The organism is Pokkaliibacter sp. MBI-7, assembly GCF_029846635.1.
Classification (GTDB): Bacteria; Pseudomonadota; Gammaproteobacteria; order Pseudomonadales; family Balneatricaceae; genus Pokkaliibacter.
Window position 1 is genome coordinate 1,233,209 of sequence record NZ_JARVTG010000001.1, and the last position, 26,985, is coordinate 1,260,193.

Sequence of the window (26,985 nt, forward strand, 5' to 3'; positions counted from 1 at the left end):
GCCGTGCGTCATCAGTCAGTACAATCAGGAAATCAATGATGCCAAATGAATTACTCAACAGTCTGGACAACAAGATTCAGAGTCTGATCGAGGAAGTAGAACTGCTGCGCCTTGAAGTCAGCGAACTGCGCCAGAGCAAAGCCGATCTGGAACAGCAGCGCGGTCAGTGGGAAGACGCTGTAAAATCCATGCTGAGCAAGTTTGAGCAGGTCACTGAAGCCTGAGCCAAGAACTCAAGCCGAGATCAACAAAAAGCCCCTGGCCATCGCGATGGTCAGGGGCTTTTTGCTTTAGCAGGCTGTTGAAAAACGTTATCGAGGCAGCCGAGACAAGGAAAAAACAGGCGAAAAAGCGGAGTTTAGTGGACTAAATGAGCATTTTGAGCCTGTTTTTGACGCGGTATTCGGCAACGCAGATAGATTTTCAACAGCCTGTTAGGGCAGTCCCCCGCGAGTTACTGCATCGGGCGAATCTGCAGGGTCACACGGCGGTTCTGTGCCCGCCCGTCCGCTGTATCATTGCTGGCGATAGGATCACGTTCACCCAGACCACGAGCCGTTACCCGGCTCGATGGAATGCCATTCTGCAACAGATAGCTGGCCACCGAATTGGCACGGCGCTCAGACAGCAGCTGGTTGTGCTCGAATGAGCCGGTTGAGTCGGTATAACCCACCACGTCCAGATGCGTCTGGTCGTATTTGGCCAGCACTTTCACCACACTGTTGAGGGTGTTGTAGAACGACGGCGCAATTTGCTCGCTGTCGGTTGCAAAGGTGATATTGCCCGGCATCACCAGATCAATGGCATCGCCATTACGGTTCACCTGAACGCCAGACCCCTGCAGTTCCTCACGTAGAGCAGCCTCCTGACGGTCGAAGTAATTACCAACCCCGCCACCAATGCCCGCCCCCACGGCGGCACCAATCAAAGCGCCCTTGCCACGGTCGCTTTTGCTCGACACCGCAGCCCCCAAAACGGCGCCAGCAACCGCACCAATTCCTGCTCCTTTGGTGGTGTTACCCACCTTCTGCTGACCAGTGTAAGGATCAGTCGTCATGCACCCTCCAAGGAAGACTGCGACGAATCCCAATGTCAAAAATTGCTTATGTTGCATATGCACTTTCCTTACTTTTTTGCGCCACGTCATGCTCTGGTCACAAAGCCCCCGGCTCTATACAATGCTCGTTATTTTCCAAATTCCAAGCCACCAGCCCTCGAGAGGACGTTTCCTTGTCTCATTTGCCTGTCATCGTCGGTTTTGGCGGAGTCAACGCTTCTGGGCGTGCTTCTTTTCACCATAGTTATCGCCGCCAGGTCATCGATCAGCTTTCTGAAGACACATCGCAGCAAACCTGGCTAAGTCTGGCCACCATGATGGGCTTGGCCAAATCCGAAAACGGTCAATTTTTCGACGCTCAGAATCAGCCTCTGTCCGCTCGCGAAGTGGTCAGCCTGTTCGGCGACTATATCCGTAATAACACCCAGATTCGTCGCATCAACCATGAAGCCTTTGACGTCAACAACGTCCCGCATCATGTTGCCAGTAAACTGGCTCCTACGGAAAACTCTCCCCATCAGTTCATCATCCGCCAGCGCCACATGCCTGAACATGTACCCTCAAGCTGGCAGTTACAAGACCTGGGCAACGGTTATCTGCAAATCACCACCGCTGAGCCGCTGGACGTGATGCTGTATGACTACCGCAGTGCGCCGGTGCAGAGTGGTGGCCAGTTACCGACAGGTTTCCTGCCCGGCGAGCTGTATCAGTCACGTAACCATCCCCGTGCTCTGCAGATGACCGTCTTCGGCGCTTCTGACTGTCTGGGCTCGATGGGTATCGACTGGAGCCTGATCCGCGGTCGCGTCGCCCCCGATCAGATCGCAGTCTACGCTGGCAACTCTATTGGTCAGCTCGATGACCACGGCTTTGGCGGCATGCTCAAATCCCATTACATGGGCAAACGCGTGACCTCCAAGCAGATGCCACTGGGCTACGGCCAGATGCCTGCTGACTTCATCAATGCCTATGTACTGGGCAGCGTCGGCTCAACCGGCACCTCACTCGGCGCCTGTGCCTCGTTCCTGTACAACCTGCAGATGGCCGTACGCGACATCCGCTCCGGCGTCAAAAAAGTCGTCATGGTCGGTGGCAGCGATACACCCATTACCCCGGAAATCATCGAAGGCTTCCGTGCCATGGGTGCTCTGGCAGAAGACAAAAACCTGCGCGACCTGGACGGCATCGCTGAGCTGACCGAAGAGCAGTATCGCCGTGCCTGCCGCCCCTTCTCTACCAACTGCGGTTTCACCGTGGGCGAGTCTGCCCAGTTCATCATGCTGATGGCGGATGATCTGGCTGTTGAGCTGGGTGCTCAGGTGTTTGGTTCCGTACCTGATGTATTCGTCAATGCTGACGGCCACAAGAAGTCCATTTCGGCACCCGGCATCGGCAACTATCTGACTCTGGGTAAGGCTGCCGGTCTGGTCAAAGCCATCCTGGGTGAAAAAGCCCTGCGTAATCGCACCTTCGTCCACGCCCATGGCACCAGCACCCCGCAGAACCGGGTGACCGAGTCGCATGTGCTCAACGAAATCGCCAAGGCCTTCAAGATTCCGTCATGGAAGGTAGCCGCCATCAAGTGCTACCTCGGCCACTCACAGGGCACCGCCGCGGGTGATCAGCTGACCAACGCACTGGGTGTCTGGGCCTATGGTCTGATCCCCGGCATTGGCACCATTGATCACGTCGCCGACGATGTGCACAGCTCCAATCTGATGATTCGTGCCGAGCATCATCACGTGGGCACTGACGGCATGGATGCGATCTTCCTCAACTCCAAAGGCTTTGGTGGCAACAACGCCAGCACCGCTGTGCTGTCGCCGGAGGTCACCATGCAGATGCTGAGCAAGAAGCACGGCGGTAAGGTGATCGACACCATGCGCAGCCGTCAGGAGCAAGCCATCGAAAAAGCCAGCGCTTATGATCAGGAAGCCACCAAGGGTACCGCACGTCCGTTGTACCTGTTCGGCCACAACGTGCTGGAAGGCGAAGATCTGGCGATCAGCGAAAACGCTATTACCCTGCCCGGTTTTGAAAACCCGGTCAGCCTGGAGCTGGAAAATCCGTTCGGAGACATGGTGTAACAGGCACTAGGTCACGCTCCCCATAAACCATCAGCCCGGCACATGCCGGGCTGATGGTTTATGGGGTATTCACGGCACAACATCAGTTGTCCAGCGTCAGCTCAACGTCATCCAGTGCGTAGCTGCAGCAGGCCAATACCACCCCCTCGGCAATTTCCTCCGCACTCAGCGGTGCCTGTGAACGGCTGACCACCTGCCCTTTGCGTACCCTGACCCTGCAGCTGCCACACAACCCGGCACGGCAGCTATAGGGCAGGCTGACGCCATTGTCTTCGGCCTGCTCCAGCAGCGTGCGCGAAGAGGACGCCTCAAACTGCTGAACGCTGTCGAGCCGATGATCATGCAGTCGCACTTTGACCTGTTTGCTGGCAGCTGGCTGCACATCCACACCGGTTTGCCGGGGACGCAGCGGGTAGGCCTTGACCCGCGTAGATGACAACACCTCCACCTGATCGCCCTTGAGCACACTACCGCTGTTGAGCGGGATCAGATTCATACCGAAATACACCTCACCCTCATCATCCTGACGGAAGGTCTGCAGCGTACTCAGCGGCTCAACCATCGCACTGAACTGCTGGCTGTCAACATCCAGAGTAGTAAACACACAACGGCTGCAAGGCTTGACCACGGCAAAGCGCACTTCGCCAATCCGGATTTCGGTCCAGCTGTCCTCGATAAAGGGCAGGCTGCCTTCCACCACCAGATTGGAGCGGAAGCGCTGCATGGGAATCACTTCAGGGCAGCGCTCCTGCAAATAGGCCAGCGAAGCTTCCGAGGTCAGCAGCAGCGGGTATCCATCAGCAAAGCTGACAGGCAATCCGGTCTGTTTGATTTCACGAAAGCTGTCCACTCCCTGATAACGCAGGGCGACTGGCTGGCCCAGCCAGCGGCTTAACCATTCATCAGCAACATTCAGGGTCAGCTGCCCCTGCAGCTCACTTTTCCAGATGGATATGGGCTGATATTCATTGATGAAGTCGGGAATATGCAGGTGCAGATCTTCCATGTCCGGCGCCCGCAGCAGTAGACCCTGCTGCAGGATATGGCAGCGCAGCAGCGCCAGTTTGGGATGGGTACGGGCGGTGATAAAACGCCCGCTGGGCTCTACCACCACCCAGCGTCGGTCCCAGGCCAGCCCTTCCGGCTCCACCCAGGCATGAGACATGGACAGTCCGCGGCAGGATTTGACGGGATAAACCAGGATGTCCGACAGACTTACAGTCACCTTATGTTCTCCATGTTGATGCCAGCCTCAGCTGGCGGCGGTAGTGCAGGCATTATCCACGCGTTGGCTACTAATTTCAGTCAGTATCTTTACCCGCCTCAGGGCGGGCAAAGGGCGGTGGCAGCGCAAACAAGGCTCGGGTATTGGCCGTCACTTGCCGTGCCACCGCCTCGGGTGGCAGCTGACGTAGCTCTGCCAGCAACATCAGTACCTGATGCAAGCGCTCCAGCCGGTTGGGTTGCCCCTGATAACCGCTCAGAGGCATGTCCGGCGCATCGGTTTCCAGCAACAGCGACTGCAGCGGCAGCTGCCGAAACACCTCACGGGTCCGCGTCGCACGCTCATAACTGATGCTACCGCCCACCCCGAAACTGAAACCCAGTGCAAGATAGCGTTTGGCCTCTTCATGACTGCCACTGAAGGCATGCAGCACACCGGCACGAGGCAAGGGGTAACGCCTGAGTAGCGCCAGCATGTCACTGTGCGCTTTACGCACATGCAGAATGACGGGTAGCTGCAGCTGCTGGGCCAGCTGCAACTGATGCTCACAGTAGAACAGTTGCTGCTGCCAGTGCAGTTCACCACTCAGCATCCGGTCAAGACCAAACTCCCCTACCGCAACAGCCGGGTGACGCCGTAACTGCGTGGCCAGTAGTTCAAGGTGCTCCGGCTGATGCTGGTCAATAAAGTAAGGGTGCAGGCCCCACGCGGGAAAGACGCCCTCATACATCGCCATGCTGCTTTCGATTCTGGCCCAGCTGGCTGCCGTTACACCGGGCACCACCCACTGACGAATACCCAGCTGGTGTGCCCTGGCCACGCTGTCGTCACGGATCGTGTCCAGCTGGGGGAAATCAAAATGACAGTGGCTGTCTATCAGGTAGCTACTCAGCGGCAACATAGGTTCGACCATCGGTATTGAGCCTCAGCATGAGCTGACACTATGAGAGTCACCTGTCTGGAATCAGGTGCAGCACGGGGAACTATGCTACCATTCCCTGCCAATTGCATCGCTGCAGCTTGCGCTGGGCAAGGCTTGGACGATGCGCCGATTTGTGTATTTTCGCAGGAGGCAAACCATGGTCACCTTTATCATCCTGTTCAATATCGAAAAACGCCTGATCAATACCGTCGCCGAGCAACTGGTCGACATCGAAGGGATTTCTGAAGTCTATTCCGTCAGTGGCAATTTCGATCTGGTCGCCATCGCCCGGGTCCGTTCCAATGATGAACTGGCCAATCTGGTTACCGAAGACTTACTGCCCATCGAAGGCATTACCAAAACCCAGACCATGCTGGCGTTCAAAGCCTATTCCCGCCACGATCTGGATGCGATGTTTGCCATCTGAGCCGCCGCAGCGTCTGTTCTGAACGTGCCACCGGCTATCTGGTGGCACAGCACTTTTCCCCCGCCAGCACGGCACCCTGACACCTTGATTACGGCCAATCCAACCGCACTGATAGGCGGAACTGTGAAACAAATGGTCGATAGGCGCTTTTACACGAGCTGTCTAAAATATTCAGCGCTGTTGCAGGCTCACTGTCATCGGTTCGCCATACCGCGATCCTAGTCTGTCATCTGGTATCAGCAGCTCATTTTATCTGGAGCCATCTGCCACTTCCGTGCAAGTTGCGGCCAGCTCTGGCAATTGCCAACTCAGGGAATGTTTACGCATGCGCCATACCCGGTCGCCACTCTTTGGAATCATCTGCTTGCTGAGTCTGGCCGGACAGGGTTGGGCGGCTGAACGTCAACCGGATGAGGTCAATCTCCCCGCAGGCGCCAAGGATCCGAAACAGACCTGGACGCTCAATCTTTATCTCGATAACGACCTCTTTACCCACACCGATCAGCAGTATACCAATGGCGTCAAAGCCTCGTGGATTTCCCCCGATCTGGAAGCCTACGGCGATGATGAGTCACTGCCCGCCTGGCTGCGTAACCTCAACAGCCACATGATCTGGCTGAGCGGTAAAAACCCGGCGGAACAGCGCAATATTGTCTTTTCCGTCGGCCAGACCATGTATACCCCGGCGGACAAATACGCCACTCAGCTGATCAAGGATGATCGACCCTATGCCGGCTGGCTGTTTGCCGGTTTGGCCTACCAGCGCCGTTACAGCAATACCCGGTTGGAAGTAGCAGAGATTCAGCTGGGGGTGGTCGGCCCGGCATCACTGGCCCATCAGGCACAGGATTTCATTCATGACCTGCGTGGCATCGACCGTTTTGAAGGCTGGGACAACCAGCTGAAAAATGAACCTGGCCTCGTGGTCACCGTTTCCACCAAGGATCGCCTGTTCCGCCGGGCACTGGGCAAGCTTTACAGCAACGACCTGATTGGTCACTACAGTGTCTCCGCCGGTAACGTGCTGACCGGCGCCGGTGCCGGTCTGGAATATCGAATCGGTTATCGTCTGCCCTCGGACTTCGGCTCCTCATCCATTCGCCCTGCAGGGGATAACAGTGCTCCCGGCGCACGCTGGGACAGCCGGGTACTGGACGGCGGCTTTGGCTGGCATGTGTTCGCCTCGGTGGAAGGCCGTATGGTGCTGCATAACATCTTCCTCGACGGCAACACCTTCGTAGACAGCCCCAGCGTCGACAAGAAAACCTGGGTAGGTGACCTCAGCACCGGTGTCAGCTTTACCTACAGCAACATGAAGCTGACCATCTCCAGAGTGAACCGTAGCCGCGAGTTTGAAACCCAGAAAGAACCCCACAGCTACGGCTCCATTGCCTTCTCAATGACCTACTGAGCCGCTGCCGGACAACCTCCGGCAGCCGACCAGTCTCTTCACTCAACAATGCCTTTCCAGCCAGACCTGCCCGGGCCTGACTAAACTGCTATTGCACGCTGTTACACACTGCCACCGTCAATTGCGACCCCCATCGACCTGTGAACGCCAGCTATCTTGGCGGCGGTCAACCACGGGCACTATGATCAGCCCAGCACGATCAGCCCGGACCCTTGCTTGGGTTTGAGCTGCATAACTGCACAAATAACGATAACTACAAAAACACCCCGGCCCTGTGCCGGTCAGCAACACCGGACTAGCTAACATAAAGAGAACATCAGCATGGCCGCCCATATCCCCCTTGCTCCGGTTGAGTCATCGACCGAGGCCCGAATTCGTACCCTTGCCAGTGATTTAAAGCAGCAGCCGGGTGCATTACTGCCCATTCTGCATGCCGTTCAGGACACCTTCGGCTATGTGCCCGAGTGCACTGCTGCGGTACTGGCGACAGAGCTGGCACTGTCGCGTGCTGAAGTCCATGGCGTCATCAGCTTCTACCATCATTTCCGCACCCGCCCGGCCGGGGCCCATGTGCTGCATATCTGCCGCGCTGAAGCCTGCCAGTCCATGGGCAGCGCCGCGCTGGAGCGTGATATCAAGCAGCTGCTGAATATCGATTATCACCAGACCACCGCGGATGGCAGCGTGACCCTGGAGCCGGTTTATTGCCTCGGCAACTGCGCCTGCTCACCCAATATCCGTCTGGATGACGCCATTCACGGTCGCATGACTCTGGCCAGAACCGAACGCCTGCTGCAACAGCTGAAGGAGGGCCAAGCATGACCCGGCTTTATCTTTCCTGCGACTCCTGCGCCCTTTCTGTCGGCGCCGATGAACTGGCCCAGGCACTGACCGCGCAGCTTGGCGAACAGATTGACCTGCAGCGCACCTCCACGCGCGGCATGTTCTGGCTTGAGCCGCTGCTGGAAGTCGAGACTCCGCAAGGGCGTGTGGGTTATGGGCCGCTGACCACAGAGGATCTGCCCTCATTACTGGCAGCCGACCTGCTGAACGGTGGCGACCACCCCCTGTGCATCGGCCTGGTGGAGCAGCACCCCTATCTTGCCCGCCAGCAGCGCCTGACCTTCGCCAGTCTTGGCCACAACCGGCCACTGGTGATGGAGGACTATGCAGCTCAGGGAGGCTGGAGCGGACTCCAGCGCGCACTGACCCTGAGTGCCCAGCAGATTGTCGATGAAGTGAAGGAATCCGGCCTGCGTGGCCGGGGCGGTGCCGCCTTCCCTACCGGGATCAAATGGCAGACCGTACTGGATGCCCAAGCGCCCTATCACCGTGGTTTCGATGAAGCCGTCAAGTTCATCGTCTGCAATGCGGACGAAGGTGACTCCGGTACCTTCTCCGACCGGCTGGTCATGGAAGATAACCCCTTCCAGCTGATCGAAGGCATGCTGATCGCGGCGCTGGCCACCGGCGCCACGCGAGGCTACATCTATCTGCGGGCTGAATACCCCCATGCCCATCGCGTGCTGCAACAGGCCATCACACTGGCCGAGCAGCAGGGTTATCTGGGTGAGGCAATTCTGGGCAGCCACCACCGTTTTCATTTGCAGGTGCGTCTGGCAGCAGGTGCCTATATCTGTGGTGAAGAGACCGCCCTGCTGGAAAGCCTTGAGGGCAAACGCGGCATGGTCCGCGCCAAGCCGCCACTGCCGGCGCTGGAAGGCCTGTTCGGCCAGCCCACCGTGGTCAACAACGTCATCAGCCTCGCCTCCGTGCCTCTGATTCTGAACAAGGGCGGCGCCTACTACCGCGACTTCGGTCAGGGTCGTTCACGCGGCACCATGCCCCTGCAGCTGGCGGGAAACATCAGGCAGGGTGGTCTGGTTGAAGTGGCCTTTGGCGTTACCCTGCGTGAAATTCTCTATGACTTCGGCGGTGGCAGTGCCTCTGGCCGCCCCATCAAAGCGGTGCAGATTGGCGGACCGCTCGGGGCTTACATTCCTCCGGCACATTTTGATACCCCGCTGGACTATGAAGCGCTGGCCGCTATTGGCGGCATGGTGGGCCATGGCGGCATCGTGGTGTTTGATGATCAGGCGGATCTCGGCCAGATGGCGGCCTTTGCCATGGAGTTCTGTGCGCTTGAATCCTGTGGTAAATGCACGCCCTGCCGTATCGGCTCAACCCGGGCGCAGGAAGTGCTGGCACGGATCCGTCAGGGTGAAGACGCTGAGGACAATCTGGCGCTGCTCACTGACCTCTGCGACACCATGGAACAGGCCTCACTCTGTGCACTGGGCGGCATGGCGCCGTACCCGGTAAAAAGCATCGTCAAATATTTCGGGGAAGAGCTGCACAGCGTCAGCCAGACTCCGTCTGCAGGAGGGCAACACTGATGATTGGTTACTTTGACCCCAAAACCGACCGCGACCTCGGTACCCCTGCCAGCCTCTCCACGACGCTAATCACGCTGGAAATCGACGGTGAGCAGGTGCAGGTGCCGGAAGGCACCTCGGTGATGCGCGCCGCTGCGCTGGCTGGTATCAACATCCCCAAACTCTGCGCCACAGACAGCCTCAAGTCCTTCGGTTCCTGTCGTGTCTGTCTGGTGGAGATTGAAGGCCGCCGCGGCTATCCCGCCTCCTGCACCACCCCGGTCAGCGAAGGCATGGTGGTACGCACCGAGACCCCGCGTATCAACAAGCTGCGCAAAAACGTGATGGAGCTGTATATCTCCGACCATCCGCTCGACTGTCTGACCTGCCCCAGCAATGGTAACTGTGAGCTGCAGGACATGGTCGGCGTGGTTGGCCTGCGCGAGGTACGCTATGGCCTCAGCGTCAGCAACCACCTGCATTTGCCCAAGGATACCTCCAACCCCTATTTCACCTTTGATCCGAGCAAGTGCATCCTGTGCTCCCGCTGCGTCCGTGCCTGTGAAGAAACCCAGGGCACCTTCGCCCTCACCATCAACAGCCGTGGCTTTGACTCCAAGATCACTGCCGGGGCCAATGAAGCCTTCATGGACTCCGAATGCGTGTCCTGCGGAGCCTGCGTGCAGGCCTGCCCGACTGCCACCCTGAGTGAAAACACGGTGATCGAGTTTGGTCAGGCCGACCACAGCGTCATCACCACCTGTGCTTACTGCGGTGTTGGTTGCAGTTTCAAAGCCGAGATGAAGGGCAACCGGGTGGTCAATATGGTGCCTTACAAGGATGGCAAGGCCAATCGTGGCCATGCCTGCGTCAAGGGGCGCTTTGCCTTTGGTTACGCCACCCATCAGGACCGTATCACCCAGCCGATGATCCGTGACCGCATCGACCAGCCCTGGCGCACCGTCAGCTGGGACGAAGCCTTCCAGTTTGCGGCCAGCCGTATCCGGCAGATTCAGGATCAGTACGGCACCAATTCCGTCGGCGCCATCACCTCCTCTCGCTGCACCAACGAAGAAACCTATCTGGTGCAGAAACTGGTACGTGCCGCCTTTGGCAATAACAACGTCGATACCTGTGCCCGCGTCTGCCACTCGCCCACCGGTTACGGCCTGAAGATGACACTGGGGGAGTCCGCGGGGACTCAGGACTTTGATTCGGTGGAACACACCGATGTGGTGATGGTGATCGGAGCCAACCCCACGGATGCCCACCCGGTATTTGGCTCGCGACTGAAAAAACGCCTGCGTCAGGGCGCAAGGCTGATCGTTGTTGATCCGCGCCAGATTGACCTGCTCAAGGGCCCGCACTATCAGGCCGATCACCACCTGCAGCTGCGCCCCGGCACCAACGTCGCTTTTATCAATGCCATGGCTCACACCATTATCAGCGAAGGGCTGGAGCATAAAGACTTCATCACCGCACGCTGTGATCAGGCGGCCTACCAGCAGTGGCTGAGTTTTATCAGTGACAGCCGTCACAGCCCCGAGGCCACCGAAGCCATCACCGGTATTCCGGCAGCCGAACTGCGCGCAGCAGCCCGCCTCTACGCCAGTGAAGGCAACAGCGCCATCTATTACGGTCTGGGGGTGACGGAGCACAGTCAGGGCTCCACCATGGTGACCGGCATCGCCAACCTGGCCATGCTGACCGGTAACTTTGGTCGCCCCGGTGTGGGCGTTAACCCTCTGCGCGGTCAGAACAACGTACAGGGCTCCTGCGATATGGGCTCCTTCCCCCACGAACTGCCCGGCTACCGTCACGTCAGTGACAGCAGTGTCCGTCAGTTGTTCGAGCAGGAATGGCAGGTATCGCTGGCCGACCAGCCCGGTCTGCGCATTCCCAACATGTTCGAGGCCGCCATCGCCGGCAGCTTCAAGGCGCTGTACTGTCAGGGTGAGGACATTGCCCAGTCCGACCCCAATACTCAACACGTGGAAGCAGCGCTGGGTTCACTCGAATGTCTGATCGTGCAGGACATCTTCCTCAACGAGACGGCTAAGTACGCCCATGTGCTGCTGCCCGGCGCCACCTTTCTGGAGAAGAACGGTACCTTTACCAATGCCGAGCGACGTATTGCCCGGGTACGCAAAGCCATGCCCCCCCTGGCAGGCAAGGAAGACTGGCAGGTTACTCAGGGGCTGGCTGCTGCACTGGGCTACACCATGCCCTATCAGCACCCCAGCGAAATCATGGATGAAATCGCCCGGCTAACTCCCTCCTTCCACGGCGTCAGTTATGCCCGTCTGGAGGAACTGGGCAGTATCCAGTGGCCCTGCAATGACGAGCATCCGCAGGGTACGCCAGTCATGCACGAGGAGAGCTTCACCATCGGTCAGGGGCACTTCATCCCCACCGAGTTTGTCCCGACCGAAGAACGGGTCAATGGTCGCTATCCGCTGCTGCTGACCACCGGGCGCATCCTCAGCCAGTACAACGTCGGGGCGCAGACGCGCCGCACCGCCAACGTAGCCTGGCATGCTGAAGACGTGCTGGAGCTGCACCCGCACGATGCCGAAGAGCGCGGCATCAGCGATGGTGACTGGGTCGGTATCAGCAGCCGTGCCGGTCATACGGTACTGCGCGCCTGTGTATCGTCACGGATGCAGCCGGGTGTGGTGTACACCACCTTCCACCACCCGTTCTCCGGTGCCAACGTCATCACCACGGATAACTCCGACTGGGCCACCAACTGCCCGGAATATAAGGTGACGGCGGTGCAGGCTGAAAAGGTCACGGAGATATCGAAGTGGCAGGAACGCTTCCGTCATCATGACAACCATCAGCGGCAGCTGCTGAACGAGTCACAGGCCGAGGTTTAAGACAGCTGGCACCAGGACACCGTGTCAGCACGGTGTCCTTGTCGCGCTGATCTGAGAGGCACATGCCCACCGATGGGGATACGCACTATGAAAGCTGAATATCTGATCAAGATGGCTAACCAGATAGCCCTCAATCTGGCCTATGAGCAGGATCACGACCGCCGTGCCGACAAGGTGGCAGGTCACATCAAGAAGTTCTGGGAACCGCGGATGATCGAAGTACTGCTGGCTGTCGACCCGGCACATCCCGAGCTCAGCCCCTGTGTGGTGATCGTCCTCAGCAGGCTGTAACTACAGACGCCCGTGCCTGCCACCTTGCGCGGCAGGCACGGGCCTCATCAGGCGGCCCTCTCAGGGATTAAGCAGAAACACCACCTCACCGCGATAATAGGGCGACTGCTGCAGCTGTCGCTGCCAGTCCACATCCCACTCACCGCCCTGCACCAGCCCCACCTTGAACGGAATCCGCAGCTGGCTCAGGCTGGCCAGATAACGCTCGTAACCAGCCACGCTGTGCCTGCCCTGATAGGTTTGCACTACCAGTTCATCCACTGTCCCTGTCAGGCTGTTGAGAGTGGCCACATCGCCGGTACGGGTCCAGTCCAGCAGCCCGGTAATGCTGAGGCGATACTGCGCGGGCAACTGCTCCCGCAGCTGCCGCAGAAAATCGGCGTAGCGCCCCAGCTGATAGGAGCCCGCGTCAAAATCCAGCTGAATACCTACCGGCGTACGGCCTGCCTGCTGCCAATACTGCAGCTGATTGCGGATACTGAGCACAATACTGTCATCCCATTGCAGGGTACGTACGCGATAAGCCAGCCAGACCCGCGCCTGCCCGACGGCACGGACAACCGCCGGGCCCTGACGGGAAAAACTGACCTGCCCCGACGCATTGCCGTTGATCTGCCCCTGCAATACATAGAGCTGCTCCGCCTGCTGCAGAACGGGCTGTGGTTTGACCCCGGCCCACAGCCAGAACTGCCGGTATTGCGGTGCCTGCACCTCAGCCCACACCACATTACAGATCAGCAGCCAGCACATTGCAGCCGCCCGCCAGAAGGATTTCCCGGACACCCTCACCGTCCTTACCAGTAATACTTGAGGGATTGTGCCCAGGGCGTGTTGCCGTAGTCACGCTTGAGGGTGTTGAACCACTGTTTGCGCTGCTTCAGCGGGATGTCGTCAGCACTGCAGCTGTTATAGCCGCTGGGGGCAAAACAACGAACCGCGCGGTATAACGCATAGCTGCGATCACGGGCGGAGGCACGCGGATAAGCGATGACCCGCTGATAGAGCGCCAGGCGCGAGGTCGCCTTACCGCCAAACAGATCCTCACTGCCTGCCAGCGAGGATGGCTCCGGACGGCTGCCGAGGGGGGGCTGATCAAAGCCATTGCGCAGATAGAACTCACCCAGACAGTTCAGGCTGTGTGGATCGTTGCTGTCTGCCGCCAGCCGCTCGGCCGTCTGCTGCAGACTGTCACACGGATAGGCACCCTCTACCGCCTGCCCCTGCCAGGCAAAAATGCCGGGATACTGGCTGGTGCTGCCCAGTGCAAAGTCTGAGGTATCAACACTGGGATCATAGTTTGCCTGCCACTGCTGATAACGCTGCCATTGCTGCAGGCTGGCACTAAGGTCGACCAGCCTGGCGTCTTCGACAAAGTCGGCATAGCGACCGCGGGTCAGATCTTTGTAGAGCAGGGTAAACAGTGCTGTGCGCTGCTCACTCTCAGACAGCCCCTGCCCCTTAGCCAGCGCCAGCAGGGTCTCGTCAGCGGCAACAAAGCGGATCAGCAGATCGCGTGCCTGTGGCTGCACAATCCAGGAGCCCGGCTGGAATACCTCTGCCACTGCCTGACTGCGCTCCAGCGTCATGGCCTGTGCAATCTGCAACAACTGATCACGCAGCGCATCGGAGTTCAGCAACTTCATCTGCTGCCAGTGTGCACGCGCCGCAGACCACTGCTGCTGCGCCATCAACGCCATGCCCTTGAGCATCTGCGCACTGAAGCTGCGCAGTGGTAGCGGTCCGGCGGCTGGCAGGGGCGGCACGCTGGCAACCACCCCGGCATAGTCTTTAGCAACAAAATAGGCCTGTGCCACGTTCAGGAAATCAGCATCATCGGCGGTCAGTTGTTGCTGGCTGAGCTGCTGGCTAATATCAGCCGCCTCCAGCAGCACCGGATCACCGCTGTAGTCAACCGCACGCAGCCAGCGCAGATCCTGAATCAGGCCAAGGACAGGCATGGCACGGTAGGTTTTCAGTTCATCCCGCAGCAGCTTGCCGTCAATTTCATTGAGCAGCGGAATGGCATCGTCCGCGGGTGTCAGCGCAGACCATGCCGACTGGGTCTGTGCGGCCAGCGCATCGTCACTGCCGGTCATCCAGGCGATACGACGGAACAGCCCGGTGGCCGAACTGGCGTAACGTCCATCGGGGTAACGCTGCAGGTAACGCTCAAAGGCCTGCCTGGCAGCATTCAGTTCGGGCTGACTGACCTTACTGATATCAAAGTCCCCGTACTCCCCCTCCGCCTGTACTTGCGCCGCCACCAGTGACACACGGCCACTCATATAGGTCGCCGCTTCAGCAACCCAGGGCACCGCTGACTGCGCCAGCGTCTCCAGCGCGCTGCCAAGGTCGTCGTCCGGGGTATTGCCACGATAGAAAGCGGCCGCCACATTCAGGTACTGCTGATAGGCTTCTTTAGCGGACACCACCGGGCTTTGTGCGGTCTGGATGTCTTCCGGGGCAGCGGAGTCCGCCTTGCAGTTCCCCACCAGCAGCAGACGCTGGCTGATCAGCTCGCGCCGGTCTGCGTCGGCCAGCGCACTATCACTGAGCACCGTCTGCATAAAATCATTGGCATTCTGCAGGCTGTTGGATACACAGCGCCCCTCCAGCCAGGCATCGCTGCGTTGTGCCGCCTGTTTGAGCACCTCCTCATCAATGCCGAGCGGAGTCAGCTGCTTCGCCAGCTGCGCATAGACTGCCGACTGCTCGGTGCGTGCATAGTGCCAGCTGTACCCCAGCAGATCGGTGGTGGAGAAAGGGATATTCAATGGCGCCGGAGGTTTGGGCGCCTCTGCAGGCGGGGCCTCGTCATCCGGATCAGCACGACGGAGCAGCTGCATCTGCTGCTGATCGCCCAGCAGCAGCGCCAGATTGATGCGGGTATCGTTGGCAGGCGACAGAAACGGCAGCTGGCCAATGCCACAACTCATTACTGACGCGCTGAGATTAATATCAGTATCGCCTTCGCAGCCATCCGGCCCGCAGGCCAGCGCCAGACCAGGAAGGCACAGTGCCAGCGCACTGAGTTTAAACAGGGATTTCATAAACGCTCCGTGTCAAAAAGTAGAAAGCAAACAGCCCGTCCCCCGACCTGATCGAGGCCGGCAAGACGGGTTTTCAGGCAACGCTGGTCAATTCGCATCGGCCTGCCGGGAAAGTGCGGCAAATTATCGCTGCTAACCCGCTCACTACCAACCATCCTGTGGCAGGCTCTCCCGCTTTTTCCTGTATCAGGTAGTGGTGCCTGTTTATCCACCGCCACCGCCCTATCCACAAACCAAGGTACCAAGCAGAGCCAGCCGGACCCGCCCCTGAGCGAAAGCCGCCCCTATCCGGGCGCTATAAATTCAGAGGATGAATTAGCAATATAACGATCACCTCAATTAAAAATATAAATCGCCAAATAATTTTAAAAACAGATCAATAATTAAAATGAAATAACAATCAGCAAATAACGAAAATAGATTTCCATACATCCTACGAATAGCGACTTTATTATCTCGTCCATCGCGCACCAAATAGAGCCACGTATTGCCTAATAGTGTTACCTGTTTGTGCATATACTTCCCAACCCTGCTTTTATGCGGTTTATCGGCGAAACAGGCCTGGGCGTTTCCTGGAAGAAACACCTAATAATCTGATTTTTAACACTTTTCTGTAAATCTATACACCAGACCCCGGTTTGGCACTGAATCTGCTTTATACAAACATGAATCAACACTTCACATCTGGAACAGAAGAGCTGTCTGTCTGCTGCCGCAGGCGTTGTCGTTCTATTTTTCTATTTCTGCGTTTCAGGATAACCAGGAGAAATAGCCGCAGTCAGCACAAAAATTAAACAGCGAGGTCAGACTTCAGGCCATCCCGATATGGATATGCGTCGTTTCCAGACAGCGTTGCATAACTCCCTTTATCTTCCCGCGGCGATCATGCCGTGGATTTGTCCTGGCCTTTTATTATTCGTGATAACAATGAGAAATCGACCATGCTAAGCGAAGAAAAAAATAACCGGCTGACTCGTGTCGGCCCAGGCACCGAAATGGGCGAATACCTCCGCCGCTACTGGCACCCTATTGCCGGTGAGAGTGAATTTGACGACAAAGCCATCAAGCCCATCCGTATCCTCGGCGAAGATCTGGTGCTGTATAAGGACCTCTGCGGCAACTACGGTCTGGTTGACCGGCGCTGCCCCCACCGCAGCGCCGACATGTCTTATGGCTATGTAGAAAACAACGGCATTCGCTGCAGCTATCACGGCTGGCAGTTCGACAATAGCGGTCAGTGCGTGCATCAGCCCTTCGAGGAGGTCTGTGATCCGTCCGCCAGAATGCGCTGCAACACCCGCACCAACGCCTATCCGGTACAGGCCAAGGCGGGCCTGCTGTGGGCTTACATGGGCCCGGCGCCGGCACCGCAGCTGCCTGACTGGGAATTGTTCAATTACAAGAACGGTTTTGCACAGGGCGTGTTTGCCGAGATTCCCTGCAACTGGTTCCAGTGCCAGGAGAACTCCATTGACCCGGTGCATTTTGAGTGGACCCACAACAACTGGACCCTGCGCCAGCAGAGTGACGACACCGAGGGTTATGTCCCGACTCACAAGAAGCTGGATTTTGAGGAGTTCGACTACGGCTTCACCTATAAGCGCCTGCGCGGCATCGAAACCGAAGATGACATCATGTGGCAGGTCGGGCGGGTCACTCTGTGGCCCAATGGTTTCTACCTCGGTCACCATTTTGAGTGGCGGGTACCCATTGATGACTACCACACCCTGAGCGTGCTGTGGGTATTCAGCCGGGTACCCACAGAGCAGGAGCCTTACCAGCAGCGCAGGATTCCTTCCTGGTATGGCCCGATTAAGGATCCGATCAGCGGTCGCTGGATCACCAGCCATGTCGCCAATCAGGACTTCGTTGTCTGGGTGGGTCAGGGTCAGATCACTGATCGCAGCCGCGAGCGTCTGGGGCAAAGTGACCGAGGCATCGTGATGATGCGCCGCCGTTTCTTCGAAGAGCTGGATGCCCTGCGTGACAACCCGGCACATCAGCCCAAGGGGCTGATCACCGACCCCGCCCTGAACCACAACGTCTTCCTGCCTTCGGCCTGCCGCGATGAGCTGATCAACGGTTTACCGCGTGAGGAGCTGGCTGCCCACCCGTTGCTCGGCCCCTACCTGAAAGACTTCTTTGGTCAGGCCGGTCAGCCGGATGACGTCCGTGAAGCTTACGAAGAGGCCGTTGGCCAGAAAATGCAGGGCGCCAAACTGTTCGCCGTGCATGGCAGCGGTCGCAAGTAAGAAGGGGAATACCTGCTGATCAGGTCATGAAGGCATGGGTTGTCTGCCTCCGGGCAGACAACCTCACCCCTCTGATGCGCACCACCGACAGGGCTCTCGCAGGCCATCCGTAAACAGCCGTTACACCAACGATAAGGACACCCATATGAAATCAGCCATTGCCCGACTGCTGGGGCTTTGTTGTGTCGTACTTGCCCCCTGCATCACCTTTGCCTCGCCGCAGGAAGTCACCTTTCTGATGCCAGCCCCTCCTAACCTGCCGGGCTTTGCCCCCTGGATCATCGCTCAGCAAAAGGGTTACTACGCCGAACAGGGCCTGAAGGTCACCCTGCTGGCCGCCAAGGGCGGTGCCGATGTGGCCAAACAGGTCGGTGCGGGCAACGCCATGTTTGGCGCCGCCAACGGCGATACACCACTGATCGTGCGGGACAACGGCGTACCGGTCAAAGCCGTGGCCGTACTGGGCCAGCACGGCTACACCATGCTCGCGACCGATGCGGCTGCGGGTATCACCCGCCTGCAGCAGCTAAAGGGCAAGACCATTTCGGTCATGTCCTACTCTGACTCGCTGTATTACACCCTGCTGGCCTCCCTGCGTCAGGCAGGCATGAGCAAGTCGGATGTCAGCATTCAGGCAGCAGGGCCCGCCGGAGTCTGGCAGTTGTTCGCCAGCGGCAAGGCCGATGCCATGGCCGGCGCCCCTGACTGGGTGGTGAACGCCGCCGAATCAGGCAAACAGCTGCAGCTGCTGCCCGATGACCAGTTGTTTGCCTCCATGGCACAGTCGATTCTTGCGTCCGATGATGCTATTGCCCACCACCCGGATCAGGTGCGGGCGATGGTGCGCGGTACCCTGATGGGCCTGCGCGACATCATTCAGGACCCCAGCGCCGCGGCTAAAGTCTTTGCCGCCGCCGTGCCCGGCTACGAAGGTAAGGAGCAAAAAGTGGAAGACATCTTCGCGCTCTACATCAGCCATGTGTATGGCCAGCAGGCGCATCTGGGCGAGATCTATCCCGAGCGGGTCAGCAAGGCGCAAAGCTTCTATCTGAGCGAAGGCATCATTCGCCATCGGGGCGATATCAACAGCTACTTCACCAACGAGTTCATTCCCACCGACCTGCCGCTCGGCGGTTCCTGATCGGCGACGGCGGCACCGGCGGCGGGCAGCAGCAAGGTGGCCAGCCGCCCGGCGGCCTGCTCCATGGCGGCGACCTGCTGTGTCGCCGTATTACCGGCCACAGCCTGATGCAAAAGCGTCTGCCCCGACTGCTCAGGCTGATCCTGATGCTGCAAACGCCAGCGTGCCGCCAGCAATACCTCAGCCGGTGTAGTGGTCTGCGGCTCAAAATGTTCAATATCGACCAGCAGGTGCAGGTCGGCCTGCTCCCCGCTGTCGACATTCTGATAGCCCAGTGCAGCGGCGCGCTGTCGCAGCAGACGGGTCAGTGCCGTGGACAGTTTTTCTGCCCACTTGTAGTCAGGCACCGCGCTTACTTCATGGCTCCCCACCCGCGTCAGCAGCGCATAGCTGTCCAGATATTCCGGTAGCGCGACCTCCTCCACCCGGATAGTCGCTTGCCTCACCGCTGTCGTGACCGGCGCCATTGCCGGGAGACTAATTGCCGGGAGACTCGTTGCAGGGAGACTGCTGAGGACCAGCAGCCGTGCCGGTGGCTGACTGCTGCAGCCGTTCAGGCAGCACAGCAGCAACAGTAGCAGGCCGCCGCAAGCCCCCTGCTTTGGCGTCGTCTTCATCGTTTTGCTCCCATCAGCAGGGTATTGGGATTGCGCTCCAGCTGGCTGGCAAAACTGCGCAGCGAAGCGGCGGCAGCGGCCAGATCACGCAGACCGCTATCAAGATCGTGGCGGGTTGATGAACGGGTCGCCATGGCCGCATTGAGGTTACCGGTCAGGGTATCCAGGGCCGTGGCGGCCTGATCGATATGCTGCAGGGTGGTGGACAGCTCCTGACCTCGTCCGGTCAGCTGCTGTTGCACACCGGCCATCAGCTGGCGCAGCTGCACCGCGGTGATGCCCAGCTGCTGATCTGCCGAGGTGAGCAGGGTATGGGCCGACTGAATCAGCTCATTGGTGTGCCCGGCGGTCTGGCTGATCTCGCCGCTCAGCTGCGTCATCGCCTGCAAGGCCTGTTGTGCAGCCTGCAGCGTCTGCGCCAGCGGCAGAGATGACAGCTGATCTTTCAGCACTTCCATATCCGACGGCACAGTGGGGATCAGCAGCAAGCCCTCCGCTTCCCTGACGGGGGCCGTGGTCACGCCGGGGCTGGCCACATCCAGTTCAATCATTGACTGACCGGTCACCAGACTCTGTGACTGCAGGGTGGCGCTCAGCCCCTGAGCAATCAGCCCGCGCAGATAGGGCGAAGCAGTGGCTCCGGCCACCTGCAGATGCTGATCAGACAACGCGATGACGACGGCGATACGGGCGGTCAGTGATGCCCCCTGCAGCTGCAGGGCAATGCGTTCCACCTGCCCCACCGTCACCCCGCGAAAGCTCACCGGTGCCCCCACCTGCAGACCGCTGACCGAGCGCTCGAAATAGATCAGTGCCCGCTGCTTGTGCTCAAACAGGGCACCGGCGCCCATCAGCAGCATACCGGCGCCGAGCAACAGGAAAGTACCGGCGATAAACAGGCCGATCAGAACGGAACGCTGGCGTTGCATGGGGAGTCATCCATCGAATAAGAGAAAGCGCCTGCTTCCTGACGGTTGAGAAAAGCCCGTACCGCAGGATGGGGTGAGGCGGTGCGCAGCAAGCGGGGGTTACCATCGGCAATGGCGGTCTTGCTGCGTACATCCAGAAAGATGCCGTCATCGGCGATGGCAAAAATGCTGTCCAGTTCGTGCGTGACTATCACAATGGTGATACCCAGATGCTCACGCAGCGCCAGGATCAGCTCATCCAGCCGCCGTGACGACAGCGGGTCCAGCCGCCGTGACGACAGCGGGTCCAGCCCCGCAGAAGGTTCATCCAGCAACAGCAGCGGTGGATCCAGCACCAGCGCCCGTGCCAGTCCGGCACGCTTGCGCATGCCACCGGACAGCTGCGCCGGATAGAGATGGCCAAAGCCATGCAGCCCCACCAGTGCCAGCCTGAAGGCCACCAGTTCATCAATCACCGCCTGCGGCACGCCACCGCGCAGTTGCAGCGGCAACGCCACGTTGTCGGCCACGGTCATGGAACTCCACAGCGCGCCGCCCTGAAACAGCACACCGAACGGATGACTGTGCTGCGCGGCTGCGCGGCACGCCTCTCGCCCACCGAGCAAGACACGCCCTGCCGCAGGCGTATTCAAACCCACCAGATGACGCAACAGAGTGCTTTTGCCGCAGCCGCTTTCCCCCATGATGACGAACACCGAGCCCTGCTCGACGCGGAAGTTGAGATCGCGCTGGATCACCCGATCATCCGTCATCATGGTCAGCTGCTGCACCTCAATCATGGCGGCAGCGGTTGAATCCAGTGCAGCGCTGAGGGCTGCGTCAGCCGCCGCTTCCCGTTCAGACAGGGTCATCATGCCCGTCACACTCCCAGGTAATAGGTCAGCAGCGCAAAGGCGGCATCCAGCGTGATGACGCCAATACAGGCCGTCACTACCGCAGCCGTGGCAGCGCGACCGACGGCTTCGGCACTGCGCCCGGCCTGCAGGCCGATCTGGCAGCTGACCAGACCGATAAAGCCACCAAAACACAGGCTCTTGATCGCACCGATAATGAAATGCTGCACACCGACCGCGTGGCCGGTGCGGGTCAGATACCCCAGTACGGTCAGATCGGAACTGCTCACCGCCACCAGCAAGCCACCGACAATGCCCGCGGCACAGCCGTAGACATAAAGCAGCGGCATCACTGCCACCATGGCCGCCAGTCGCGGCAGCAGCAGATGCTCCAGTGGCCGCACACCGAAGGTCTGCAGGGCATCGATTTCTTCATTGGCCTGCATGGTGGCCAGGTTGGCGGCAAAGGCCGCTCCCGAACGACCGGCAACAGCAATGGCGGTCATGATGGCGGCCATCTCCCGCACCATGGCGATGCCGACCATGTCGGCCAGAAAGACATGCGCACCGAACTGCTGCAGCTGGATCAGCCCGACAAAACCCAGAATGCCCCCGACCAGCAGATTGATGATGAGCACGATCATCAGCGCACTGGCACCGACCTCACACAGCTGCGTCAGCACATCCACCGCCCGCACCATGCTGCGCCGTGGCGAACACATCACCCGCCAGGCCAGCACGCTGCACTCCAGCGTCATGTGCATAAAGCGCCCAGTACGGCTGCCCAGATCCAGCCCCCAGTTGCCCAGCTGTGCCAGCACCGACAGTGGCGGCAGAGTGTGCTCCAGACCCTGAGTACGCTGGCTGGCCAGCCGCAATACCGGCTCGATACCGGCAGGAAACTGCTTCAGCAGCAGCGCGATACCCTGCTGCTGACAATGCTGTTGCAGTGTGAACAGCAACGCCGGCAGGACACTGCTCCAGCTCTGGATCTGACTGCCATCCAGCGTGATGCTCTCGGTCAGGGCTGGCAGCTGGCGGATCAGACACTGCCCGCCCGGCAGGTCGCTATGACGCTGCCAGTCACCCCTGAAAAGCACCAGACAGTGGCTTGCCACCTGCTCGATCTGCCAGTAGGCGGATGAGCGTTCACTCACATCGTTCTGTCTGCTGCTTCTCATGGCTGCCATCCCCTTGTGCCGCTCTGACCAGTCATCAGCGCAGGTACGCCAGCAACGCCTCAGCGCCTCTGTCGATACCCGCTTTGGATGCATCCAGTGCCCCAATGGTGGCAGACAGCTGCATCGGGCTCGGGTACTGCTTGATAACAGCGGCGTTCAGCAGCTGGTTGGAGCTGGCGTCATAGATCTCCACCGCATAGATCACCGAGCCAGTAAACAACCCTTCCCGTCCGCGCATGGCCGCCACACCGTTGTAGATCCCGCCACCGATATCAAAACGCGACACCGTGCTGATGACCGGCGTGGTCTTTTCTGCGCCGGTCAGGGTCAGCTTCAGGCGCAGGGTGGCCGGTCCTTCGTGATCCACCAGCTGAAAGCGGCTGCGCAGCCTGTCGCCAAACTGCTGTTGCATGTAATGGGCAAGGGCCACCTTGTCGCTTTCTTCCAGATCGACAAACTGATTGTCGGGGGCACGGTAGATGCTGACCGGCTCAAGAATGAGCTGGTGATACTGTTGCCAGTCGATGGCCTGGGGCTGAGCCTGGGTATAGTCGAAGGCAACATGGCGATCACTGTCATCACGGTTGCCCTGCAGATAGGACGAGGAAGACAGCTGCTGATAACGAATGGGATCCGGCGTCGTGCAGCCGGACAGGGACATAAAGATGGCCACTAAGAAAACTGCCGGCAGCAGCATGTAGATTCGGTTGACCTGATTCATCTTGCAGCCCCTCCTGGCACGTCAAGTGGAGGCACTATAGCACTGGCCTTTTTATAAAAAAAACCGTCTAGTCGGTTTTTATGAAGTGAAAAATTTTTAGTCCTCCGCTGGCTGCCGCAAAAGCATCGACACAACAACCGCAAAGAGAAGCATCCTGAAGGGGCGAACTGAGTCATGAAGAGCGGGTAGTCTGGGCGACTACCCGGAGGGAAAGCGGACAGCGATAACGCTCGCAATGTCCTCAGCGTGCGGCAAAACAGAGCTTCAGCCGGCAGATGTGGCCTGCCAGGCGCTGTCGTCCAGCAGCCGCTCAAACAGCCGGTTACGATCCTCGTCACTCAGCGGGCAAATTCCCAGAATCACCGACAGTGACAGGCCACGCGCCGCTGACCAGCGCAGCAGCGCCAGATCAGGGTCCGTCGCTTCAGCCTTGATCTGCTCCACGCTGTTACTATCGATATCGCGGGAGATTGACAGTAGTCCCGGCTCCTGCGCCGCAGCACCGAGCAGTGCCAGAGCGATGGAGTTGGACTCATGCGTGGCCTCGCGGGCCGTGGCGATACGTGAGGCCAGCACCGGACTGCTGCTGGACTGACGTGCTGCAGCCAGATTGCGGTTGTAGAACTCTTCGAAGTGCTCGACCTGATATTCAATCAGCGCCTTGAGTACCGCCGTCTTGGTGGGGAACTGATGCATCAGCCCGCCCTTGCTCATACCGCTCTCTCTGGCGATGGCATCCAGCGTCAGACGCCCCGGCCCCTCGCGGGAAATGATCGCCAGTGCTGCCTGAAGAATCGCCGTGCGGGAGCGCTCGGAGCGCGAAGGATTGTCCATAGCTGTCTCATTGTTCTGTGTGTAAATCACCGGCCAGCCTGCAGATATGCGCGGGCTCAGTCTTCCGTGGAGGTGCATTGTGCGAAATCAGCGCAGGTACAACAAGCCTGCTGCAGGCCTGCCCTGCTCCTGACACAGCACAAACACACCGCAACAATTGCAAACTTAATGCGTTACCATGCCGCCGATTCGCCCCCAAAAACAGCAGTTCACCCATCGAGCCCCTGTTTTAACCCATGGATCGACCAGCAGTAGGAGCATGCATGCTGCCCCCAAGAAATGTCGCCCGTCTGTGGCTACCCCTGATGTTACTTTTCTCCCTGACCCTGTCAGCCCTGCTAAGCAGTCAGGCGCACGCCGCCTCCGGCAACCATCAGCCACCGGCTGATACCGCCACCTATACCCAGCTGGCCGATCTGCTGGACAACCCCAACAGCCGCGAACAGCTGATCAGCACACTGCGGCAGATGGCGCAGCCCGCACAGAGCACGGCGACCGCCGCACCGTCCGATGACCTGTCGCTGCCACGCCAGCTGGCCGAAAGCAGCAAGGCCTTCATGGACGATATCGGCCAGCAGATCAAAGAGTCGGTGGATGCCGTGGCCGAGCTGGGTGATCTGGATGAACGGCAACACCGCATCGACTGGCAGGGGCTGACCACCGATGCCATGCACCTTGGCCTGACCATCGTCAGCACCCTGCTGATCTTTCTGGTACTGCGCCTGCTCACCGCTCATCTGTTCCGCAAGATGGACCACTGGAGCCTGCAGCATGAACAGGGACAAAGCCGCCACCTGCTGCGCCGGGTACTGGCCATCGGTGGCGGCGGGCTGGTCGATGCCCTCAGCGTGCTGCTGACCTATGCCTGCAGCAATGCCCTGACCCTGGCGCTGATTGGTGACGCCGGAGTCATGGATACTCAGGCCTCGTTGTTCCTCAATGGTTTTGTACTGATCGAACTGTTCAAGGTGCTGCTGCGCCTGCTGTTCTCCGACCGCTATCCGGCCCTGCGCATCCTGCCCATGGGCAGCGACACCGCACAGAAGTGGTACCGCTGGCTGGCGCTGATCAGCAGTTTTATCGGGTACACCCTGCTGGTGGCGGTGCCACTGTTCAACTTTTACAAACAGCCGGGCCTTGGTAGTGCGCTGGAACTGGTGGTGATGCTGATTGCCCTGATCAACGCCATCGGCATGATCATGCGTAACCGCAAGGAAGTGACCGATGCCATCATGGAGCACAGCAGCAGCGAACAGATGAGCATCACCCGCGCGGCCCTGCAGATTCTTGGCCGGGTCTGGCATATCGTCGCCATCTGCTACTTCGTAGCGCTGTTCTTGATTACCCAGTTGCGCCCGGATGACGCTCTGCCGTTTATGGCCATCGCTACCCTGCGCACGGTGATCTACATTACCGTCGGCCTGCTGCTGTCAGCCCTGCTGGGCAAACTGATTGGCACCCGCATCTGTATTTCCAGCGAGCTGCGCCGCACCCTGCCGCTGCTGGAAGACCGCATCAACAGCTATGTACCGGCGGCACTGAAAGTCATTCGTCTGTTGCTGCTGGCGACCGTCATCATGCTGGTGATGAATGCCTGGAGCCTGTTCGACACCCTGAGCTGGCTCAACTCCGAGGAAGGTATCCGTCTGGTCAGCACCATCGTCCATGTAGCAGTCATTTTGGTGATCTCCGCGCTGGTGTGGCTGGTAGCGGCCAGTCTGATCGAGCATCGCCTGAATCCGGAAACCGGCAGCGGCGAGCCGACGGCCCGCGCCAAGACCCTGTTGGGATTGTTCCGCAATGCTCTGGCCATCGCCATCACCGCCATGACCGTGATGATCGTACTGTCAGAAATCGGTATCGACATCGGCCCGCTGATCGCCGGTGCCGGGGTACTCGGTCTGGCCATCGGTTTTGGCGCGCAGAAGCTGGTACAGGACATTATTACCGGGGTCTTCATCCAGCTGGAAAACGCCATGAATACCGGTGATGTGGTTACCGTTGGCGGTGTCACCGGCACCGCCGAAAAGCTGACCATCCGTTCGGTGGGCATCCGCGACCTGAACGGCACCTATCATCTGATTCCCTTCTCATCGGTGGACACGGTGTCCAACTATATGCGTGGCTTTGGCTATCACGTTGGCGAATACGGCGTGGCCTACCGGGAAAATACCGACGAAGTGCTGGAGCATCTGCAGGCGGCCTTTGACGAACTGATCACTAATCCCGAGATCAGCCGCAAGATCGTCGCCCCGCTGGAAATCCACGGTGTCACCGCTCTGGCTGACAGCTCGGTGAATGTGCGGGTGCGTATCAAGACCCTGCCCGGCGAACAGTGGGGTATCGGTCGCCAGTACAACCGTCTGGTCAAGCTGCATCTGGATGCTGCCGGTATCGAGATCCCCTTCCCGCACATGACCATCTACTTCGGCGAAGACAAGCAGGGCAAGGCACCGGCAGCCAATATCCGCATGCAAAACACCCTGCTGACACGACGTGAGAAGGAAGTGAGTGCGAAAGCGGACGAGCACACCGTGCAGGAGGCGCACCCCGACCCGGTGGCGGAGATCAACAAACCCAAGCCGGGGCAGGACGTGGCAGGCTCAGACGTCTGATCCGTCTGGCACAGGCCGCCATCATCATTCACCACAGAGGGACATTGCGTCCCTCTTATATTTTGGTGACATTACATCCCTCTTGTTTTTGGCGGTGATGCTGCCATTGTTTGCCTAATGCTGCAGCCGCAGCCATCA

General features: G+C 59.1%; 22 protein-coding genes. 11 read left to right on the forward strand and 11 right to left on the reverse strand.

Features of this window, described 5'->3' with window-relative positions; translation table 11 throughout:
• Positions 1-35 precede the first annotated feature (35 nt).
• On the forward strand, positions 36-224 hold the full coding sequence (gene zapB, locus QCD60_RS05520; protein ID WP_279783144.1) for a cell division protein ZapB: 189 nt from the start codon (positions 36-38) through the stop codon (positions 222-224).
• Between the two features lie 230 nt (positions 225-454).
• Here zapB and QCD60_RS05525 read toward each other — a convergent pair whose 3' ends face one another.
• Positions 455-1,057, reverse strand: coding sequence for an OmpA family protein (locus QCD60_RS05525; RefSeq protein ID WP_279783146.1), 603 nt, complete (start codon positions 1,055-1,057; stop codon positions 455-457).
• A gap of 173 nt (positions 1,058-1,230) precedes the next feature.
• On the opposite strand from QCD60_RS05525, the gene QCD60_RS05530 reads away from it, so the two are divergent.
• On the forward strand, positions 1,231-3,144 hold the full coding sequence (locus tag QCD60_RS05530; protein WP_279783148.1) for a beta-ketoacyl synthase: 1,914 nt from the start codon (positions 1,231-1,233) through the stop codon (positions 3,142-3,144).
• Positions 3,145-3,226: 82 nt separating this feature from the next.
• Here the strand turns inward: QCD60_RS05530 and QCD60_RS05535 are convergent, their stop codons facing one another.
• Positions 3,227-4,369, reverse strand: a complete 1,143-nt coding sequence (locus QCD60_RS05535; RefSeq protein WP_279783150.1) for a YcbX family protein — start codon at positions 4,367-4,369, stop codon at positions 3,227-3,229.
• Between the two features lie 76 nt (positions 4,370-4,445).
• Positions 4,446-5,282 (reverse strand): TatD family hydrolase, encoded by an 837-nt coding sequence (locus QCD60_RS05540; RefSeq protein ID WP_279783153.1) that lies wholly within the window; start codon positions 5,280-5,282, stop codon positions 4,446-4,448.
• 166 nt (positions 5,283-5,448) lie between these two features.
• Between QCD60_RS05540 and QCD60_RS05545 the strand changes: the two genes are divergently transcribed.
• The 6 genes from QCD60_RS05545 to QCD60_RS05570 all read left to right on the forward strand — a co-directional run bounded on the left by QCD60_RS05545 (position 5,449) and on the right by QCD60_RS05570 (position 12,674).
• Positions 5,449-5,718, forward strand: a complete 270-nt coding sequence (locus QCD60_RS05545) for an Lrp/AsnC ligand binding domain-containing protein (RefSeq protein WP_104152099.1) — start codon at positions 5,449-5,451, stop codon at positions 5,716-5,718.
• A 325-nt stretch (positions 5,719-6,043) separates the two neighbouring features.
• On the forward strand, positions 6,044-7,129 hold the full coding sequence (locus tag QCD60_RS05550) for a lipid A deacylase LpxR family protein (protein WP_279783156.1): 1,086 nt from the start codon (positions 6,044-6,046) through the stop codon (positions 7,127-7,129).
• A gap of 321 nt (positions 7,130-7,450) precedes the next feature.
• The gene (locus QCD60_RS05555; protein ID WP_279783158.1) at positions 7,451-7,951 is read left to right on the forward strand and encodes a formate dehydrogenase subunit gamma; all 501 of its coding nucleotides are present in this window, start codon (positions 7,451-7,453) and stop codon (positions 7,949-7,951) included.
• Positions 7,948-9,525 carry a formate dehydrogenase beta subunit gene (locus QCD60_RS05560; protein WP_279783159.1) on the forward strand — a complete coding sequence of 526 codons (1,578 nt, stop codon included), beginning with the start codon at positions 7,948-7,950 and terminating at the stop codon, positions 9,523-9,525. Before QCD60_RS05555 ends, QCD60_RS05560 begins: the two co-directional genes overlap by 4 nt.
• The gene (gene fdhF, locus QCD60_RS05565) at positions 9,525-12,383 is read left to right on the forward strand and encodes a formate dehydrogenase subunit alpha (protein ID WP_279783161.1); all 2,859 of its coding nucleotides are present in this window, start codon (positions 9,525-9,527) and stop codon (positions 12,381-12,383) included. Before QCD60_RS05560 ends, fdhF begins: the two co-directional genes overlap by 1 nt.
• An 87-nt stretch (positions 12,384-12,470) precedes the next feature.
• Positions 12,471-12,674, forward strand: coding sequence for a formate dehydrogenase subunit delta (locus tag QCD60_RS05570; protein WP_279783163.1), 204 nt, complete (start codon positions 12,471-12,473; stop codon positions 12,672-12,674).
• A gap of 60 nt (positions 12,675-12,734) precedes the next feature.
• On the opposite strand, the gene QCD60_RS05575 is transcribed toward QCD60_RS05570, so the two are convergent.
• Positions 12,735-13,457 carry a DUF3142 domain-containing protein gene (locus QCD60_RS05575; protein ID WP_279783165.1) on the reverse strand — a complete coding sequence of 241 codons (723 nt, stop codon included), beginning with the start codon at positions 13,455-13,457 and terminating at the stop codon, positions 12,735-12,737.
• Positions 13,458-13,468: 11 nt separating this feature from the next.
• Positions 13,469-15,724, reverse strand: a complete 2,256-nt coding sequence (locus QCD60_RS05580) for a hypothetical protein (RefSeq protein ID WP_279783167.1) — start codon at positions 15,722-15,724, stop codon at positions 13,469-13,471.
• Positions 15,725-16,665: 941 nt separating this feature from the next.
• Between QCD60_RS05580 and QCD60_RS05585 the strand changes: the two genes are divergently transcribed.
• Positions 16,666-17,976, forward strand: coding sequence for an aromatic ring-hydroxylating dioxygenase subunit alpha (locus QCD60_RS05585; RefSeq protein WP_279783168.1), 1,311 nt, complete (start codon positions 16,666-16,668; stop codon positions 17,974-17,976).
• A gap of 145 nt (positions 17,977-18,121) precedes the next feature.
• Complete coding sequence (locus QCD60_RS05590; protein ID WP_279783170.1) at positions 18,122-19,117, forward strand: ABC transporter substrate-binding protein; 996 nt, start codon at positions 18,122-18,124, stop codon at positions 19,115-19,117.
• Here QCD60_RS05590 and QCD60_RS05595 read toward each other — a convergent pair.
• From QCD60_RS05595 to QCD60_RS05620, 6 genes are all read right to left on the reverse strand, one after another.
• Positions 19,066-19,734 (reverse strand): ABC-type transport auxiliary lipoprotein family protein, encoded by a 669-nt coding sequence (locus tag QCD60_RS05595; RefSeq protein WP_279783172.1) that lies wholly within the window; start codon positions 19,732-19,734, stop codon positions 19,066-19,068. The genes QCD60_RS05590 and QCD60_RS05595 overlap by 52 nt on opposite strands.
• Positions 19,731-20,663: an MlaD family protein gene (locus QCD60_RS05600; protein ID WP_279783174.1), complete on the reverse strand. Its 933-nt coding sequence runs from the start codon at positions 20,661-20,663 to the stop codon at positions 19,731-19,733. Before QCD60_RS05600 ends, QCD60_RS05595 begins: the two co-directional genes overlap by 4 nt.
• On the reverse strand, positions 20,639-21,517 hold the full coding sequence (locus tag QCD60_RS05605) for an ATP-binding cassette domain-containing protein (protein WP_279783176.1): 879 nt from the start codon (positions 21,515-21,517) through the stop codon (positions 20,639-20,641). Before QCD60_RS05605 ends, QCD60_RS05600 begins: the two co-directional genes overlap by 25 nt.
• A 5-nt stretch (positions 21,518-21,522) precedes the next feature.
• Positions 21,523-22,677: an ABC transporter permease gene (locus QCD60_RS05610; protein WP_279783178.1), complete on the reverse strand. Its 1,155-nt coding sequence runs from the start codon at positions 22,675-22,677 to the stop codon at positions 21,523-21,525.
• A 34-nt stretch (positions 22,678-22,711) separates the two neighbouring features.
• Entirely contained in the window at positions 22,712-23,398 is a 687-nt protein-coding gene (locus QCD60_RS05615; protein ID WP_279783181.1) for a DUF3313 domain-containing protein, read from the reverse strand.
• Positions 23,399-23,662: 264 nt separating this feature from the next.
• Positions 23,663-24,232, reverse strand: coding sequence for a TetR/AcrR family transcriptional regulator (locus tag QCD60_RS05620; protein ID WP_279783183.1), 570 nt, complete (start codon positions 24,230-24,232; stop codon positions 23,663-23,665).
• A gap of 263 nt (positions 24,233-24,495) precedes the next feature.
• On the opposite strand from QCD60_RS05620, the gene ybiO reads away from it, so the two are divergent.
• Positions 24,496-26,847, forward strand: coding sequence for a mechanosensitive channel protein (gene ybiO / locus QCD60_RS05625; RefSeq protein WP_279783185.1), 2,352 nt, complete (start codon positions 24,496-24,498; stop codon positions 26,845-26,847).
• Positions 26,848-26,985: the final 138 nt, after the last annotated feature.

What these genes read in the sequence shown, in the direction of transcription:
- QCD60_RS05585 (WP_279783168.1), top strand. Translation starts at nt 16,666, where the DNA reads ATGCTAAGCGAAGAAAAAAATAACCGGCTGACTCGTGTCGGCCCAGGC.
- QCD60_RS05595 (WP_279783172.1), bottom strand. Translation starts at nt 19,734, where the DNA reads ATGAAGACGACGCCAAAGCAGGGGGCTTGCGGCGGCCTGCTACTGTTG.
- fdhF (WP_279783161.1), top strand. Translation starts at nt 9,525, where the DNA reads ATGATTGGTTACTTTGACCCCAAAACCGACCGCGACCTCGGTACCCCT.
- QCD60_RS05610 (WP_279783178.1), bottom strand. Translation starts at nt 22,677, where the DNA reads ATGAGAAGCAGCAGACAGAACGATGTGAGTGAACGCTCATCCGCCTAC.
- QCD60_RS05545 (WP_104152099.1), top strand. Translation starts at nt 5,449, where the DNA reads ATGGTCACCTTTATCATCCTGTTCAATATCGAAAAACGCCTGATCAAT.
- QCD60_RS05580 (WP_279783167.1), bottom strand. Translation starts at nt 15,724, where the DNA reads ATGAAATCCCTGTTTAAACTCAGTGCGCTGGCACTGTGCCTTCCTGGT.
- QCD60_RS05600 (WP_279783174.1), bottom strand. Translation starts at nt 20,663, where the DNA reads ATGCAACGCCAGCGTTCCGTTCTGATCGGCCTGTTTATCGCCGGTACT.
- QCD60_RS05555 (WP_279783158.1), top strand. Translation starts at nt 7,451, where the DNA reads ATGGCCGCCCATATCCCCCTTGCTCCGGTTGAGTCATCGACCGAGGCC.
- QCD60_RS05620 (WP_279783183.1), bottom strand. Translation starts at nt 24,232, where the DNA reads ATGGACAATCCTTCGCGCTCCGAGCGCTCCCGCACGGCGATTCTTCAG.
- zapB (WP_279783144.1), top strand. Translation starts at nt 36, where the DNA reads ATGATGCCAAATGAATTACTCAACAGTCTGGACAACAAGATTCAGAGT.
- QCD60_RS05525 (WP_279783146.1), bottom strand. Translation starts at nt 1,057, where the DNA reads ATGACGACTGATCCTTACACTGGTCAGCAGAAGGTGGGTAACACCACC.
- QCD60_RS05590 (WP_279783170.1), top strand. Translation starts at nt 18,122, where the DNA reads ATGAAATCAGCCATTGCCCGACTGCTGGGGCTTTGTTGTGTCGTACTT.
- QCD60_RS05605 (WP_279783176.1), bottom strand. Translation starts at nt 21,517, where the DNA reads ATGATGACCCTGTCTGAACGGGAAGCGGCGGCTGACGCAGCCCTCAGC.
- QCD60_RS05615 (WP_279783181.1), bottom strand. Translation starts at nt 23,398, where the DNA reads ATGAATCAGGTCAACCGAATCTACATGCTGCTGCCGGCAGTTTTCTTA.
- QCD60_RS05540 (WP_279783153.1), bottom strand. Translation starts at nt 5,282, where the DNA reads ATGGTCGAACCTATGTTGCCGCTGAGTAGCTACCTGATAGACAGCCAC.
- QCD60_RS05550 (WP_279783156.1), top strand. Translation starts at nt 6,044, where the DNA reads ATGCGCCATACCCGGTCGCCACTCTTTGGAATCATCTGCTTGCTGAGT.
- ybiO (WP_279783185.1), top strand. Translation starts at nt 24,496, where the DNA reads ATGCTGCCCCCAAGAAATGTCGCCCGTCTGTGGCTACCCCTGATGTTA.
- QCD60_RS05570 (WP_279783163.1), top strand. Translation starts at nt 12,471, where the DNA reads ATGAAAGCTGAATATCTGATCAAGATGGCTAACCAGATAGCCCTCAAT.
- QCD60_RS05560 (WP_279783159.1), top strand. Translation starts at nt 7,948, where the DNA reads ATGACCCGGCTTTATCTTTCCTGCGACTCCTGCGCCCTTTCTGTCGGC.